We start from the raw sequence: 14,873 nt of genomic DNA, 5'->3' as shown, positions 1-14,873 counted from the left end.
CGTTGTGTTACTGCCCAAAGACCTCTTCGGCGATACGAGCGCTTTCGGCGGCGTCCTTGGCGTAGTAGTCCGCGCCGATCTGCTTGGCGTATTCGGGGGTGAGTACGGCGCCGCCTACGATGATCTTGACGCCCGGCACCTCGGCATGAAGCAGTTTGATGGTCTCCTCCATAGCGACGACCGTGGTGGTCATAAGCGCCGAGAGGCCGACGAGCTTGATGTCGCGCTCCCGTACGATCTTGAGCACCTCCTGCGGGTCGACGTCGCGGCCTAGGTCAAAGACGGTATAGCCGTAGTTATCGAGCAGCATCTTGACGATGTTCTTACCGATGTCGTGGATGTCGCCTTTGACGGTGGCCACGCAGATTTTGCCCTTGTCGGCAATCTCGCCGGCGGGCATCAGGCGCTTGATGGTGTCAAAACCCACGCGCGCGGCCTCGGCCGAGGCCATGAGCTGCGGCAAGAAGAACTTTCCCTGGTCAAAGAGGACGCCAACCTCGTCGAGGGCGGGGATAAAGTGGTTGTTGATGAGGTCCATGGCGTCGTGGTCAGCCAGCAGACGCTCGGTCTCGGCCGCAATCTCGCCTTTGCGGCCCGAGACGACCATGCGACGAATCGGGTCGTCGTTGCCGTCGCTGCCGTCGGTGCCAGCGGCGGGCACAGTGTCGGTCGATACTGTCTGAGCCGCCGCCGGGTTCGCGGTGATCTTGTACGGATCGGTCCAGCCGGCGTAGCGCTCGATGTATCCGGTCGAGCCCTCGTCCTCAACGCTCAAGACGCGATAGCTGTAGACGGTATCCATAAAGCGCTTGGAGCCCGGGTTCATGATGGGGGCGTCCAGGCCCGCGCCAAAAGCGGCAGCCAAAAAGACCGAGCCCAGCAGCGGGCGGGCGGGCAGACCAAAGCTGATGTTCGACACGCCGAGCGCACATTTGACGCCCAGACGCTCCTTACACAGGGACATGGCGCGCAGGATCTGTTCGGCTTGGCGTTGATTGGTCGAGGCGGTCATGACCAGGCAGTCGATGAGGATGCGGTCCGGTCCGATGCCGTAGCGGGCGGCTTCGGCCACGATGCGCTCGGCGATGGCGAAGCGAGCCTCGGCGGTATCGGGAATGCCGCCTTCGTCGAGCGTGAGGCCGACGACGTTGGTGCCGTAATGGGCGACCAGCGGAAAGATCTCATCCATGATCTGCTGCTTGCCATTGACCGAGTTGATGATGGGCTTGCCGGCGTAGCGGCGCACGGCGGCCTCGACGGCTGCGGGGTCGGTGGAGTCGATCTGCAACGGCAGCAGCGTGGAACCCTGGAGCTGCTCGGTGGCCTGTTGGATGATCTTGACCTCGTCGATCTCGGGCAGGCCCACGTTGACGTCCAGGATGTCGGCGCCTTGCTCCTGCTGGCTGATGCCCTGGCTTACGACGTAGTCCAGGTCGCCGTCGCGCAGGGCCTGCTGCAGGCGCTTTTTTCCGGTGGGGTTGATGCGCTCGCCGATGACGGCGATCTTGTGGCCGTCACAGGGAAGGTCCACCACGGTCTGGGCGCTTGTGACCGACATGCTGGGCTTGCGGTGGCGCGGGCAGGGCGTGTGGTTGTCGATAAGCGTGCGCAGCGCTGCCATGTGCGCCGGCGTGGTTCCGCAGCAACCGCCCACGACGCTTACGCCGTCGGCGATCATGCCGGCGACGGCCTTGGCGTATTCGGGGGCCTGGATGTCAAAGACGGTGTTACCGTCGTCGTCCACGTGGGGGAGTCCCGCGTTGGCCTGCACCATAACGGGCTTGTCGGTAACGGTGAGCATGCGTGCGGCGAGTCCTCGGAGCTCGGCCGGTCCCTGGCTGCAGTTAATGCCCAGGACGTCGGCGCCGATGGCGTCGAGCGTGATGGCGGCAACCTCGGGACTCGTGCCCAGGAAGGTACGGCCGTCCTCCTCAAAGGTCATGGTGGCAAAGACGGGCAGCTCGGAGTTCTCGCGGCAGGCAAGGACCGCCGCCTTGATCTCGGCAAGATCGGTCATGGTCTCGATAATAAAGAGGTCCACACCCGCGTCGACGCCAGCGCGCACTTCCTCGGCAAAGAGGTCATAGGCCTCGTCGAAGCTGAGGGTACCCAAGGGGCGAAGCAGCGCACCGATGGGGCCGATATCGCCGGCGACGTAGCGGGCACCGGACGCGCGGGCGCAGGCGACGGCGGCGGCAAAGACATCTGCCACGGTGGCGGCACCGTCGAGCTTGTGGGCGTTGGCGCCAAAGGTGTTGGCGGTGATCACATCGCAGCCGGCCTCGACATACTGACGCTGAATATCGGTAATGACCTGGGGCTCCTCAAAGTTGAGCAGCTCGGGCAGGGCGCCGGCCTTCATGCCGGCCGCCTGCAGCATGGTGCCCATGCCGCCGTCGAACAGCAGGTGCCCCGTGCCCTCGATGGCGGCGCGCAGGCGATCGTCCTTAATGTAAAGGTCGTCGATCGTGCGCGTCTTGTACGTGGCGCCCTTGCGGCGGGCAGCATCAACGGGCGCCGCCAGCGCGGCGCCGTCCAGATCATGAGTGATAAGCGGGGTGAACATCGGGGGCTCCTAATGGCTGGAATAGCAGGTGGTGTGGGCGGCGCGGAAGCGGCAGTGCTCGCGCATGCGGCAGATATTGCAGGTGGGGCGACTCTGGGCGTCGTGGACCTCGCCGTCAAACAGACCGATCACCGCGGTCACGCTCTTGGTGGGCATGAGCAGGCTGGTAGGTGTGACGGTAAGCCCGATGAGCCGCGTGGCGTTGAGTGCAGCCACGATTGAACGCTGAGCCGTAAGCGGGCAGTCGCCGTAGCCGGGACTGAAGCGCCAGTTACCGGCGAGTCCGTGTGCGGCGGCCGCAGCCTTGACCTGCTGGTCCATCTGCTCGACGGCAGCTTCCACATAGGCGGAGCACGCGGCATCGAGCACGGCTCCCTCTAGGGGCTGCTGGGCTCCCGTGGTGCGCAGACGACGCTCGGCGTCCATGCCGAGGGTGCATGCCATGAGCGCGGCAAAGCGGGCGTCTTTGAGATGTCGATAGATATCGCGACCGCGCAGCTCAACGTTGGTTCCAACCAGACGGATGTTGGGCTCTCCCTGCTCGTCCACGCCCATGGCATCGACGGCAAATACGCGGCGCACGCCACGGGGCTCAATGTCCAGCTCAAGGCGCTCGACCACAAGCTCAATACGCTGCGACAGCTCGGGCTCAATCTGCTGGCCGCCGTAACCCAGATACCGCAGCATCTCGGCACGATCGACGCGGGGATGGTGGGTATCATCGATACGGTAGAGCGCCGGCGACGCAAGGTCGGCCGGCACTTCACCAAAAGCTGTATCGATGTGCGGTTTTTCCATTACCCCAGGCGCTCCATAATGGTTGCGGCGATCGCAGGACGATTCATAGTGTACAGGTGCAGGCCGTCGGCGCCGTGCTCCTTAAGGTCGCAAAGCTGGCGGGCGGCATAATCTACACCGGCTGCCTGCAGGCTCTCGGGGTCATGCTCGTACTTGGCGAGAATCTTGATGACGGGGGAGGGCAGCGACGCGCCGCACATAAAGACCATGCGGCTGATCTGCGACTTGCCCATAAACGGCATGATGCCCGCGGTAATGGGCACAGTGATACCGGCCTTGTCGGCAAGCTCGCGAAAACGGTAGAAGCACTCGTTATCAAAAAAGAGCTGCGTCACAAAGAAGCTCGCGCCGGCGTCCTGCTTTTGCTTGAGGTATTCGACCGAAGCGTTGAGATTCTCACAGGCAATGTGGCCCTCGGGGTAGGCTGCGGCGCCCACGCAAAAGCCGGCGTCGACGAGCTCGGGGATGAGGTCCCGGGCGTAGGCGTAGTCCGAGGCGGGTTTGTCATCCTCGCTCGCGCCGGCGGGAAGATCGCCACGCAGGGCCAGCACATTTTCTACGCCGGCGGAGCGGTATTCGTCGATCTTGGCGGCGATATCGGCATGCGTGCGGCCAACGCAGGTGAGGTGCGCCACCGAGGACGTATCGAATTCGCTCGTAATCATATGCGCGATGGGGGCGGTGGCGGAGCCGTTGCCCGAGCCGCCGGCCGAGCAGGTGACCGAGACAAAGCTCGGCGAAAGCTTGCACAGATTGCCAGCCACCTCGCGAGCCGTGTCGAGGGTAAGCTCGCCCTTGGGCGGGAACATCTCAAACGAAACGGGCGTGGTGCCCTGGGACGCTGCCTGCTTAAAAACCTCGTCGACGCGCATGTCGTGCTCCTTTAGATGCCTGGGTGCGATGTTTTGTTGCAAGGATTCTACAGCACCACTGCGCTAAGGTGGAGTTTCACTCGCTATTTGGAAATATCAATCGAAGATGTTTCGCTATCGGCATTCCCTATAACAGCGTAGCTAATTTGGAGCTTTTTTACCCCATCAACCAGGTACGCAGGGTAGTCTTTTTGGGACGGGGCTTTTTTAGCTACCCAATCCGGCGCCTCCAAAGCTTGAGACCATATTTAAATAGGGCAGCTAAAAAAGCCCCGTCCCAAAAAGACTACCCGTAAACCATGCGGAGAGGTCTGCAATTTATACAGTTGATTGACTGTTGAGGGTGGCAACATCGCCGCGATGCGGTAACCTCATTGATTAGTTTCGCGACGGCAACATAACGGTAATGTCGCGGAAACACGGCGAGTCTAAGCTATGACTCGTTCGTTAGTAATCAACACCGCTTCTCACGCGGTGCCGATACGAAGGGAGTTCCGTATGGCCGAACTTACTGACCGCTTCGGGACCATGGTGTTCTCTGAGGAAGTCATGAAGGACTACCTCCCCAAGGACATTTGGAAACGCCTTGCTGCAACCCTCGAGGACGGTGAGCCGCTCGACCTGGATGTGGCCAACGCCGTTGCCCATGCCATGAAGGTTTGGGCCATCTCCAAGGGCGCGACGCACTACGCGCACTGGTTCCAGCCGCTTTCGGGCATTACTTCCGAGAAGCACGACAGCTTCCTCGAACCCAACCACGACGGCACCGCTATTACCAAGTTTACGGGAAAGAACCTCATCCAGGGCGAGCCGGACGCCTCCAGCTTCCCCAACGGCGGCCTGCGTGCCACCTTCGAGGCCCGCGGCTATACCGCTTGGGATCCCACCAGCCCCGCCTTTATCAAGGACGATGTCCTGTGCATCCCCACGGCTTTCTGCTCCTACACGGGCGAGGCCCTGGACAAGAAGACCCCGCTGCTGCGCTCCATGACCGCGCTCTCGCGTGAGTCCAAGCGCGTTTTGGCGCTGTTTGGTAAGACCCCCAAGAAGGTCGTTCCTTCCGTGGGCGATGAGCAGGAGTACTTCCTGATCAAGAAGGACGCTTACCGCAAGCGCAGGGACCTGGTCATCACCGGCCGCACCCTCTTTGGTGCTGCTCCCTGTAAGGGCCAGGAGCTCGAGGAGCACTACTTTGGCGCTATCCGCCCCACCGTCTCGGCCTATATGAAGGACCTGGACGATGAGCTGTGGGCGCTTGGCATTCCCGCCAAGACCAAACACAACGAGGTCGCTCCCTGCCAGCATGAGCTCGCCCCCGTCTATGGCGAGGTCAACGAGGCCATCGACCAGAATCTGGTCATGATGGAGAAGATGAAGCTCATCGCCTCCCGCCACGATTTGGTCTGCCTGCTGCACGAGAAGCCCTTCGAGGGCATCAACGGTTCGGGCAAGCACAATAACTGGTCGCTTGGCACCGAGTCCGAGAATCTGCTCGATCCGGGCGACACCCCGCTCGACAACCTGCAGTTCATCGTCTTCCTCACCGCGGTGATCGAGGCCGTCGATAACTATCAGGAGCTCCTGCGTGCCTCCGTTGCCTCGGCCGGCAACGACCATCGTCTGGGCGCCAACGAGGCTCCTCCGGCGATTATGTCCATCTTCCTGGGCGACCAGCTTACCGAGGTCGTCGAGAAGATCATCGATGGCAAGGCTTCCGTCCATGCCACGCGCGGCGTGCTCGACCTGGGCGCCGATACCCTGCCCAAGCTGATGCAGGACAACACCGACCGCAACCGCACCTCTCCGTTCGCCTTCACCGGCAACAAGTTCGAGTTCCGTGCCTGCGGCTCCGAGCAGAACGTCTCCGACTCCAACCTGGTGCTCGATGCCGCCGTGGCCAAGTCGCTCAAGTCCTTCGCCGACGCACTCGAGGGTACGCCCGAGGATAAGTTCCAGGACGCCGCGCTCGAGTACTGTAAGAAGGTGCTGACCGATCACCAGCGCATCCTGTTCTCCGGCGACGGTTACTCCGACGAGTGGCCCATCGAGGCCGAGAAGCGCGGCCTTGCCAACAACAAGACCACGGCCGACGCTCTTCCCGCTTTTGTTTCCGATAAGGCTATCGCGCTCTTTGAGGAGACGGGCGTCCTGACCAAGGCCGAGGCTCAGTGCCGCTACGACTGCAAGCTCGAGAAGTACAACAAGCTCATGAACATCGAGGCTACCACGATGATTCGCGAGGCACGTCGTACCTATCGTCCGGTCATCACCGCCTATGCCACCAAGGTCGCTAAGGGCCTTGAGACAATTCGTGCCGCCGGTGCTGAGGCCGCCATGCAGTGCGAGCAGAACACGCTCAACAAGCTCTGCAACGGTATCACCGCCATCAACGACTCCATCAAGGCGCTCGATGCCGTGCATCAGAAGGCCGAGGCTCTCGATGGCCAGGAGCAGGCCAATGTGTATGCACACGAGGTCGTTCCCGCTATGGATACGCTGCGTGCCTCCGTGGATGCCATGGAGGAGATCGTGGCCGCCGACTACTGGCCGGTCCCGACCTACGATGACATCCTGTTCTACGTGTAGGGCATAGCCAGCATATCGTCACGGTATTAAGCCGGGGTCCGCATCGCGCGGGCCCCGGCTTTTTGATTGCGAAGGACGCTTTGGAGTCCGTTTTGCCGCCGATTTGCCGGGGCCCGCACCCTGTCGGGTTCGAATCCCGGCGTTAGGTAGAAAAAAGCCCGTCACCGCGGGGGTAACGGGCTTCTCGTTTTAAATGGTGCCCCCAGCGGGATGTCCGCGTGCGGCTGGCGCCGCCCGCCTTCGCTGCGTCGCTTCGCTCCTTGCGTGCTGCGCTGGAAAACGCTTCGCGTTTCCTCAGCTCCGCACCCTGTCGGGTTCGAATCCCGGCATATGGGTAGAAAAAAGCCCGTCACCGCGGGGGTAACGGGCTTCTCGTTTCAAATGGTGCCCCCAGCGGGATTCGAACCCGCGATATCCACCTTGAAAGGGTGGCGTCCTTGGCCGCTAGACGATGGGGACAGCGGGAAAGAGTATAGCAGACTTTTTTGTCGGCGCGTATATCGTTGGCAAACTGGAAAACCACCACACAGGAGCTGGCCCTCTCCCCCCGATCTTCAAAAATCTCAATCTATAACATCTGGGCGGGTAAATCGGCCTTATCTGTTACAGATTGAGACAAAATGCAGGCGTCGGGACGAACGTCTCAATCTGTAACAGTAAGACGACCTTTGGTGGTCTAGATGTTACAGATTGAGACAAACCGCTGGGACGGGTCAAAACCACCACAAAGATGCCTGTCCCTTTGTGGTGGCGGGGCGTTAGGGGAGGAGCTTCATCGCGGCGTCGTGGGCGGCGTGCTCGTAGGTGTCGTCGAGGGGCTTGAGCGGCAGCAGGGCGGCGGCCTGTGCATCGCCACGGCGCTCGAGGGCATGGGCGATGAGCCAGTCGGCGAGCTCGGGGTTCTTGGGCAGTGCCGGTCCGTGTAGGTACGTGCCGATGACGCCCTTGTAGATGAGGCCCTCAAAGCCGTCGTCGCCGTTGTTGCCGGTGCCCGTGACGACAGATGTTCCGAGCGGCGTGGCCTCTGCATCGAGCAGGGTGCGGCCGCCGTGGTTCTCGAACCCCACAAAGGGCTCGGGTGCCAGGTCGGTCTTGACGGCGACGTTGCCTATCAGGCGGTCGGAGCCGCGCACGGTCTCGGCGGCGATGACACCTAGACCCTCGATGCGATTCTCGCCCATATAGTACGAACGACCGAGCAGCTGATAGCTGCCGCAGATAGCGAGCAACGAGCCGCCGTCCTCAACATATGTCGCAACCTTGTCCTTTTGAGCGAGCAGCTCGTGTGCCACAGCCAACTGATCGCGGTCGGCACCGCCGCCCATCATGACGATGTCGGCGTCGGTAAGATCGAGCGTCTCGCCCATGCGGACCTCGTCCACGCGCGCGGGAATGCCGCGCCAGGCGCAGCGGCGCTCGAGGGCGATGACGTTGCCGCCGTCGCCATAGAGGTTGAGGGCATCGGGATACAGATAGACGATGCGCAGCGGGCGCGGAAGCTCGACCGGCGCAATATCGGTGGGGACGGCGCTGCCATCGGTGCGTGTTACGGCGCAGGAGGCAACCGAGCTCGCATCGGCGTCTTTAAGTCCGTCGAGCTCTTTGACCAGCGGCGGGAATGCCGTGTAATTGGCGACGGCGTAGAAGGTGTCATCGGCTGCCTCATCTGCCACGGCGCCGATCGCCTGCTCGATATTCGAGATGATGGCGGCGTCGATGCCGGCGTACTTCAGGCGCACCTGCATGTCGTGCGCGCGCGTACCCCCGGCAAAGGCGATAAGCCCTGGGGTATCGGCGATGCGCTCGAAGTCGACGTCGTAGATCCACGAGACATCGTGGCCGTCGGCGTCGTTGTCATTCAGGAAGAAGGCGCAGAGTCTGCCGCCTGCCGTTTTAATGGACTGGATCTGGCGATCGAAGCCCACGGGATTTTTGGCCAGGTTTGCCTCGACGGTGCGGCCGGCGATTTCCCAGCGGCCCATGCGTCCGCCGGCGGGGACGTAGGCATCGAGCGTGGGCTGCAGATGCGCTGCGTCCACGCCCAACTCGCGCGCCGCAAAGAAGGCGGCGGCAACGTTGTAGACCATGTACAGGCCGTTGTAGCGTGTGGCGATGTGCGTTGCGGGCGCTTTTGCCTCGGGTCCAAAGGTCAGGTCAAAGCCGTAGCCGTCGCAGCCGAGCTCAACGCCTGTCACGCGACGGACCAGCGCGGGGCGACTCCAACCGCACGAAGGACAATGATAGGCGCCGAGCTGGCCGTACTGCACATAGTCGTACTCCAGCGGCGCGTTGCATTGCGAGCAAAAACGCGAGTCGCTAATGCGATCGGACTCGGTGCCCGTGGCGCCGTCGATGCCAAAGGCGATGCTCACATTGGGGACGCGTGCGGCGATCGAGGCGCAGAGCGGGTCGTCGGCGTTATAGATGAGCGTCGTTGCCGGCGAAAGCTCCAACGCGTGGGCTATGACGTCCTGGGTGTGGTCGATCTCGCCGTAGCGGTCCAGCTGGTCGCGGAACAGGTTGAGCAGCACAAAGTAGGTCGGCTTGAGCTTGGGCAAGACGCGCACCGTGTAGAGCTCGTCGCACTCAAAGACGCCTACGCGCTTGCTGCTGGCGGCACGCTTAAGATCGCTGCGGCCCTCGAGCAGGGCACCCACCACGCCCGGCTCCATGTTGTTGCCGGCGCGGTTGCATACCACGGTGGCGCCGCTGGCGGCAACGGCGTCGGCGATGAGGTTGGAGGTGGTGGTCTTACCGTTGGTGCCGGTGACCACCACGCTGCAGTCGACAAGGCTCGCGAGGTCGCTTAGCAGCTCGGGGTCGATCTTCATGGCGATACGGCCGGGGAGTACGCCGCCCTGGCGCTTAAGGATGGAGCGCAGCCCCCAGCGGGCGATATCGCTCGAAGTGCAGGCGAGAGATGAGCGGAAGTTCATGAAGCCGTTCCTAACGTGAATGACATGGTCATGGCGATCGTGCCGTTAAAAGCCGTAACGGCGCGCAAATTCCTGGGCAAGCTGCGATACGTCTTCGCAAGCGCTGGCCCAGGGGGCAAAGTCGGGAGTATCCGAGATGATGCCGTCGGCCTCCCAAACTGCCTGATGCGAAAGGTCCCAGGGGTCGTGCGGTTCGGGCCGGCAGGGAAGGTACGGCGTCTGATACATGGGGTTCAGCAAAAAGAACGCGCCGCCCTCGCAGCGGTTGGCAAACTCACGCAGCGCGCGTGTCGCCGGGCGCATCTTGTTCGTTTTGAACAGCAGGATCGTGCGGGCGAGCAGGTACCAGGGGGAGTTCTCGAGGACATCGGCCCCCATCTGCTCCTCGAGCTGGTGGGCCAGGGCAAAAAAGCCGTCCTCGTCTTCCAGACGAGCGAGGGCGAGTAGCACGGTGCCGGCAGCTCGGGTGGGATAGCCTTCCGCCTTAAGAACACGGCGAGAATAGTTGACGGCAGCACGGTAGCGAGCGCTCGCCATGCACAGCTGCGAGATGGCCTCGAGCGTGTGGAGCCACCCGATAAGCGCCGGCTCGCTCACGGTGAGATCGGCCGCCGTCACGCCGTCTGCCAGCACCTTGTTGGTCCAGTAGTGCGGGGCCTCCATATCGAATCCGGGCACGCTTTGCCGTAAGTAATCGGCTGTGGTCGCCTCGAGCTTCATCAGGTCGCCCAGGCAGGCGTCGACGGGCGTGTCCGCCAAAATGATGGCAAGCAGCTGGGCATCGAAGACATACGCATCGACGCGGACGATCTTGAGCAGCTCATCGCGCATATCGTCGAACAGGCGGTTGCGCGTCTGCTCAAACTCCTCATCGCTGCCCATATCCTCGATACGATGGAGCTCGTCGAGCAGGTGGCGGTGAACACCGGCATAGGAAAGCAGTGCCTGGGCATGCTCGGTCTGCGCATACTTATGAGGGTTGACGCTTACGTCGTTATGGACAAGATCGCGTGCTGCATCGGTGAGTTCGGGGTGCGACGCAACGTAGGCGCGCTCCAGGTAGGCGGGGATGTAGACGCTCGGATCCATTAGAGGTCTCCTCCCTTAAACGGCAAGCCCTGCTCGGCCGCCCGCAGGATGCGCTCGTCGATCTGGGAACGCACGATATCGTTGGTGGCGACCCAGGCGGCAAAGCTGGCGTTGTCGGGGGCGCCCAAGCCCTCCTGCAGTACCGGCGTCGCTTCGGACAGCGCAAGGACAAGCTCGTCGGTGGAGCCCACGCCCACGTTGACGCGGGCATAGACGCCATCGGGAAACTCGGTTTGAAAGTAAAGCGCCTCGGCTGCGTGCGGGCACGAGCGCGCAAGGATGCGCAAGTAGTGTTCGGCGCCCTCGTAGTCCAGCTCGCGCCAGGCAGCGCTCATCAGCGCGATGAGCGTCCACGGGTCTAAGTCGCGCTCCGCGTCCTTGGGACGACGGCGCAGCGGCGTGTTGGCAAGATAGGGGACGGAGTGGGCAGAGCGAAAGCGTTTGAGCTCCTCGGCGGGGTATTCGAGTTTTGCCATGGCGAGCATCGCAGTGTGGCGGACACCGGCCGGATCGTTGGGGGCAAAGTCCAGGCTGCGGTTTGCGGTTTCGAGCGACAGGCGGTAGCGGCCGCTAATGAGGGCGCGCGACGCAAGGGCGGCAAGCCAGCGCAGGTAGGGGCGGCGTGTAAGGTCGCCTGCGGCCTCGCGCTCGTAGGGGTCCTGCGCCGAGGCGATCTTGAGTGCCAGGTCGTGCTCGACTTCATCGCGCTTGGATACCAAGTACTGTACGTACTCCTCGTTGGAGTTAGCGGTGAGGGCGGTCAACATGCGCTGAGCGTCCCAGTTGGTCGGGTCGAGTGCGGCTGCCTCGCGAAGCATGTTTTCGGCAGCGGTCTCTTCTTGCTCTGCCTGGGCATCGTCAGGGATAAAGGGAATGCGGTAGTCGACAGCCTCGACTACCTTGGCAATCAGATGTCCGGCGCGGTCGCGGTCGTGCACGATGAGCGGCGCGGGGTTGCGGGTGAATTGTTCCATCAGACGCTCTACGGCAGGGCCGTCGGTGAGCGGGATATTGTCGCGGCGCAAGGCCTCAAGAACGAGGCGATGGCAATCTTCTTGAATGGGATCGAATGCCATGGGGCCTCCTTTGCTGCGGTTAGGGTTCAAATGTCTCTATATAAGGTTCTAGTTTACCCGCATGAGGCACATTGGGAGTGCCGCACTTGGACATGCACCTTTGCACCACGAAGACGGATGTCGCACAAATGTCGGCACCTTGGACGACCGAGTGGTATCACGGTGCCGCAAACGGTCGATTTTTGGCGGCGAACGGTGTGTCTTTTGGAGGGGCACAGTCCTGCCCTGGATATGTGGTCAAGCTTGATAAAACGTTTGCCCAGCTTGGGAGTATGAATGCCGCATAAGGGTCTTCAGGGATAGAAAAAACGTTTCATCATTGTCGGCTTTCGGTAAATAACTGACCAACCAGAACGGTAAAATACTATTTGTCTGAGCGTTGAGACGTTTAGACATCGCGCATTGTCATCGCCGGCAACGCGCAAAACGGTCCTAACGGAGCCAATCGGGTGCTCCGTTATATACGCAAGTCTAAGAGGGGCTTGTTTAGGAGGCACAGTATGGGACGTTTTACCAATCCTCGCGATCTGTACTTTGGTGAGGGCGCTCGCCACGAGGTGAAGAACCTCAAGGGCAGCAAGGCCATCATCGTGACCGGCGGCGGCTCCATGCGCCGCGGCGGTTTTTTGCAGGACGTCGAGGCCGACCTCAAGGAGGCCGGTTTCGAGGTCAAGCTGTTCGAGGGCGTCGAGTCCGATCCGTCCGTCGAGACGGTCATGAAGGGCGCCGAGGCCATGACCGAGTTCCAGCCCGACTGGATTATCGCCATTGGCGGTGGCTCGCCCATCGATGCCGCTAAGGCTATGTGGCTGTTCTACGAGTATCCCGAGGAGACCTTCGAGGAGGCAGTCGTCCCGTTCTCCTTCCCGGAGCTCCGTCAGAAGGCTCACTTCTGCGCCATCTCCTCTACCTCCGGCACCGCTACCGAGGTCACCGCGTTCTCCGTCATCACCGACTACGCCAAGGGCATCAAGTACCCGCTGGCCGACTTCAACATCACCCCTGATGTCGCCATCGTCGACCCCGAGCTCACCTACACCATGCCCGCCAAGCTGTGCGCTCACACTGGTATGGACGCTCTGACTCACGCCATCGAGGCCTACGTTTCCACCGCTGGTTCCATGTACACCGACGCCAACGCCCTGCATGCTATCCGCGAGATCGTCGAGTGGCTGCCCAAGTCCTATCAGGGCGATCATGAGGCCCGCCAGCACATGCACGACGCCCAGTGCATCGCCGGCATCGCCTTCTCCTCGGGTCTGCTGGGCATTGTCCACTCCATGGCTCACAAGACCGGTGCCGCCTTTGAGGGCGACCACATCATCCACGGTTGCGCCAACGCCATGTACCTGGGCAAGGTCATCCAGTTCAACGCCAAGGACGCTCGCGCCAAGAGCCGCTACGCCTTCATCGCCAAGGAGATCCTGCACCTCGCCGGCGAGACCGAGGACGAGCTGGTCGAGGCTCTGGTCCAGGAGATTCGCGACCTCAACGACAAGCTCGACATCCCGCAGGGCATCAAGAACTACGGTGCCAAGGGCGTGAAGGCCGACGAGTCCATCATCGATTACGATGAGTTCGAGGCTAAGAAGCACGACGTTGCCGCCAACGCCATCCTCGACGCCTGCACGGGCTCCAACCCGCGCCAGCCGTCTCAGGAGGAGATGGAGCAGCTGCTCGAGTGCGTCTACACCGACACCCCGGTCACGTTCTAATCGGCACACATTGTTCTGATAAGGGTCTCGCGCTCTGTGCGCGGGACCCTTTTTGCTATGGTGCAATCTAACCTGTCCTCAATGCGCCAAGTTGCCACAAGGGGACAGGTGGCTTTGCACCAATCGTTGTTTGATGAAGGGCGGATTCTCGTATGGCGCTTCCTATGGTTTATGGCGGTCCCGGCCGGTATGTTCAGGGGCCGGGCGAACTTTCGCGTCAGGGCAGATATTTGTCATGGTTGGGCTGTGCTGCCTATGTCTTGTTTGACCAGGGCACCGAGGATCGGCTGTGCAGGCAGATCGTCGATGGATTTCTGGACGAAGATCTAAGCGAGCCGTTCTTTAAGATTTATGACGGTCCATGTACGGAAGAGGCCGTTGTCGAAATGGCTAAGGAGGCCCAGGCTGAGTATTGCGACATGGTGGTGGGTATTGGCGGCGGCAAGATGCTCGATATCGCCAAGGCCGTTGCGTTTTATGCCGAGTTGCCGTTGTGCGTATGCCCCACGGCGGCTTCGATGGACGGTCCGTGCAGCGCGATTTCGGTGCTGTATCACGAGGATGGGTCGTTCGACCGCTATCTGATGCTCGAAAAGAATCCAGATTTGGTTGTGGTCGATACCTGCGTGGTCGCGGCGGCTCCGCTGCGTATGACGGTCGCTGGCATGGGCGACGCGCTGGCAACGTACTTCGAGGCGCGTTCGTGCGCCGCGGCGCACGGCACCAATGAGCACGGTGGCGCGCCGGGACACTTGGCCTTGGTTGCGGCTCATGCCTGCTATGACACACTCATGGAGTGCGGCGTCGCTGCCAAGCGCGATCTTAAAAAGGGTCGTATATCGCCGGCGGTTGAGCGCCTGATCGAGTGCAATATTCTGCTCTCGGGTGTTGGCTTTGAGAGCGGTGGCCTAGCGCTTGCCCATGCCATCGCCAACGGCCTGACGATTCTGCCCGAGTGCAAGGCCATGCACGGTGAGGCCGTGGCATTTGGCCTGGTGGTGCAGCTTCGTTTGGAGTGCGCGCCCGAGCTTGATCAGGTGCTTGAGTTTTGCCGGCGCGTTGGTCTGCCGACGACACTCGAGGAGCTGGGCCTTGGTGAGATTTCCGATGCCGACCTGCTGAGCGTTGCGGACGCAACTTTTAAGAACGAGCGCAATATGGCTAACGAACAGGCCAAGGTGACCAAACAAAAGCTCGTGCAGCTCATGTGCGAGGCATAGCTTGGCGCTTGATTG

9 protein-coding genes and 1 tRNA gene are annotated in these 14,873 nt (G+C 61.7%); 3 read left to right on the top strand and 7 right to left on the bottom strand.

The window, feature by feature from the left end; translation table 11 throughout:
• Nucleotides 1-7: 7 nt before the first annotated feature.
• From ACQQ92_RS05455 to ACQQ92_RS05445, 3 genes are read right to left on the bottom strand one after another with little or no spacing between them, the layout of a single operon-like run.
• Nucleotides 8-2,566 (bottom strand): homocysteine S-methyltransferase family protein, encoded by a 2,559-nt coding sequence (locus tag ACQQ92_RS05455; RefSeq protein ID WP_427795978.1) that lies wholly within the window; start codon nt 2,564-2,566, stop codon nt 8-10.
• Nucleotides 2,567-2,575: 9 nt separating this feature from the next.
• Nucleotides 2,576-3,364, bottom strand: a complete 789-nt coding sequence (locus ACQQ92_RS05450; protein WP_427795977.1) for a hypothetical protein — start codon at nt 3,362-3,364, stop codon at nt 2,576-2,578.
• The gene (locus ACQQ92_RS05445) at nt 3,364-4,236 is read right to left on the bottom strand and encodes a methylenetetrahydrofolate reductase (RefSeq protein WP_427794153.1); all 873 of its coding nucleotides are present in this window, start codon (nt 4,234-4,236) and stop codon (nt 3,364-3,366) included. The genes ACQQ92_RS05450 and ACQQ92_RS05445 overlap by 1 nt, the downstream gene beginning before the upstream one ends.
• Before the next feature lie 498 nt (nt 4,237-4,734).
• On the opposite strand from ACQQ92_RS05445, the gene ACQQ92_RS05440 reads away from it, so the two are divergent.
• Entirely contained in the window at nt 4,735-6,822 is a 2,088-nt protein-coding gene (locus tag ACQQ92_RS05440; protein ID WP_154517961.1) for a glutamine synthetase III, read from the top strand.
• A 382-nt stretch (nt 6,823-7,204) separates the two neighbouring features.
• Here ACQQ92_RS05440 and ACQQ92_RS05435 read toward each other — a convergent pair.
• The 4 genes from ACQQ92_RS05435 to ACQQ92_RS05420 form a co-directional block, all read right to left on the bottom strand.
• Nucleotides 7,205-7,281 (bottom strand) — tRNA-Glu (locus ACQQ92_RS05435).
• A gap of 299 nt (nt 7,282-7,580) precedes the next feature.
• Nucleotides 7,581-9,758 carry a MurT ligase domain-containing protein gene (locus ACQQ92_RS05430; RefSeq protein WP_427729125.1) on the bottom strand — a complete coding sequence of 726 codons (2,178 nt, stop codon included), beginning with the start codon at nt 9,756-9,758 and terminating at the stop codon, nt 7,581-7,583.
• A gap of 45 nt (nt 9,759-9,803) precedes the next feature.
• Nucleotides 9,804-10,847 (bottom strand): hypothetical protein, encoded by a 1,044-nt coding sequence (locus ACQQ92_RS05425; RefSeq protein ID WP_427729127.1) that lies wholly within the window; start codon nt 10,845-10,847, stop codon nt 9,804-9,806.
• The gene (locus tag ACQQ92_RS05420) at nt 10,847-11,923 is read right to left on the bottom strand and encodes a hypothetical protein (RefSeq protein ID WP_427795024.1); all 1,077 of its coding nucleotides are present in this window, start codon (nt 11,921-11,923) and stop codon (nt 10,847-10,849) included. The genes ACQQ92_RS05425 and ACQQ92_RS05420 overlap by 1 nt, the downstream gene beginning before the upstream one ends.
• A 500-nt stretch (nt 11,924-12,423) precedes the next feature.
• On the opposite strand from ACQQ92_RS05420, the gene ACQQ92_RS05415 reads away from it, so the two are divergent.
• The gene (locus ACQQ92_RS05415; RefSeq protein WP_117794788.1) at nt 12,424-13,638 is read left to right on the top strand and encodes an iron-containing alcohol dehydrogenase; all 1,215 of its coding nucleotides are present in this window, start codon (nt 12,424-12,426) and stop codon (nt 13,636-13,638) included.
• Between the two features lie 152 nt (nt 13,639-13,790).
• Nucleotides 13,791-14,858: a glycerol dehydrogenase gene (locus ACQQ92_RS05410; RefSeq protein ID WP_427795976.1), complete on the top strand. Its 1,068-nt coding sequence runs from the start codon at nt 13,791-13,793 to the stop codon at nt 14,856-14,858.
• Nucleotides 14,859-14,873: the final 15 nt, after the last annotated feature.

The sequence above is a fragment of the Collinsella sp. SGI.241 genome, assembly GCF_050312955.1.
GTDB lineage: Bacteria > Actinomycetota > Coriobacteriia > Coriobacteriales > Coriobacteriaceae > Collinsella.
Note: the sequence above shows the minus strand (reverse complement) of the source record. Positions and strands in the feature narration are given on the sequence as shown.

Bases quoted from the DNA above. Each gene is read 5' to 3' on its own strand.
- ACQQ92_RS05455 (WP_427795978.1), bottom strand. From the start codon at position 2,566: ATGTTCACCCCGCTTATCACTCATGATCTGGACGGCGCCGCGCTGGCG.
- ACQQ92_RS05450 (WP_427795977.1), bottom strand. From the start codon at position 3,364: ATGGAAAAACCGCACATCGATACAGCTTTTGGTGAAGTGCCGGCCGAC.
- ACQQ92_RS05445 (WP_427794153.1), bottom strand. From the start codon at position 4,236: ATGCGCGTCGACGAGGTTTTTAAGCAGGCAGCGTCCCAGGGCACCACG.
- ACQQ92_RS05440 (WP_154517961.1), top strand. From the start codon at position 4,735: ATGGCCGAACTTACTGACCGCTTCGGGACCATGGTGTTCTCTGAGGAA.
- ACQQ92_RS05430 (WP_427729125.1), bottom strand. From the start codon at position 9,758: ATGAACTTCCGCTCATCTCTCGCCTGCACTTCGAGCGATATCGCCCGC.
- ACQQ92_RS05425 (WP_427729127.1), bottom strand. From the start codon at position 10,847: ATGGATCCGAGCGTCTACATCCCCGCCTACCTGGAGCGCGCCTACGTT.
- ACQQ92_RS05420 (WP_427795024.1), bottom strand. From the start codon at position 11,923: ATGGCATTCGATCCCATTCAAGAAGATTGCCATCGCCTCGTTCTTGAG.
- ACQQ92_RS05415 (WP_117794788.1), top strand. From the start codon at position 12,424: ATGGGACGTTTTACCAATCCTCGCGATCTGTACTTTGGTGAGGGCGCT.
- ACQQ92_RS05410 (WP_427795976.1), top strand. From the start codon at position 13,791: ATGGCGCTTCCTATGGTTTATGGCGGTCCCGGCCGGTATGTTCAGGGG.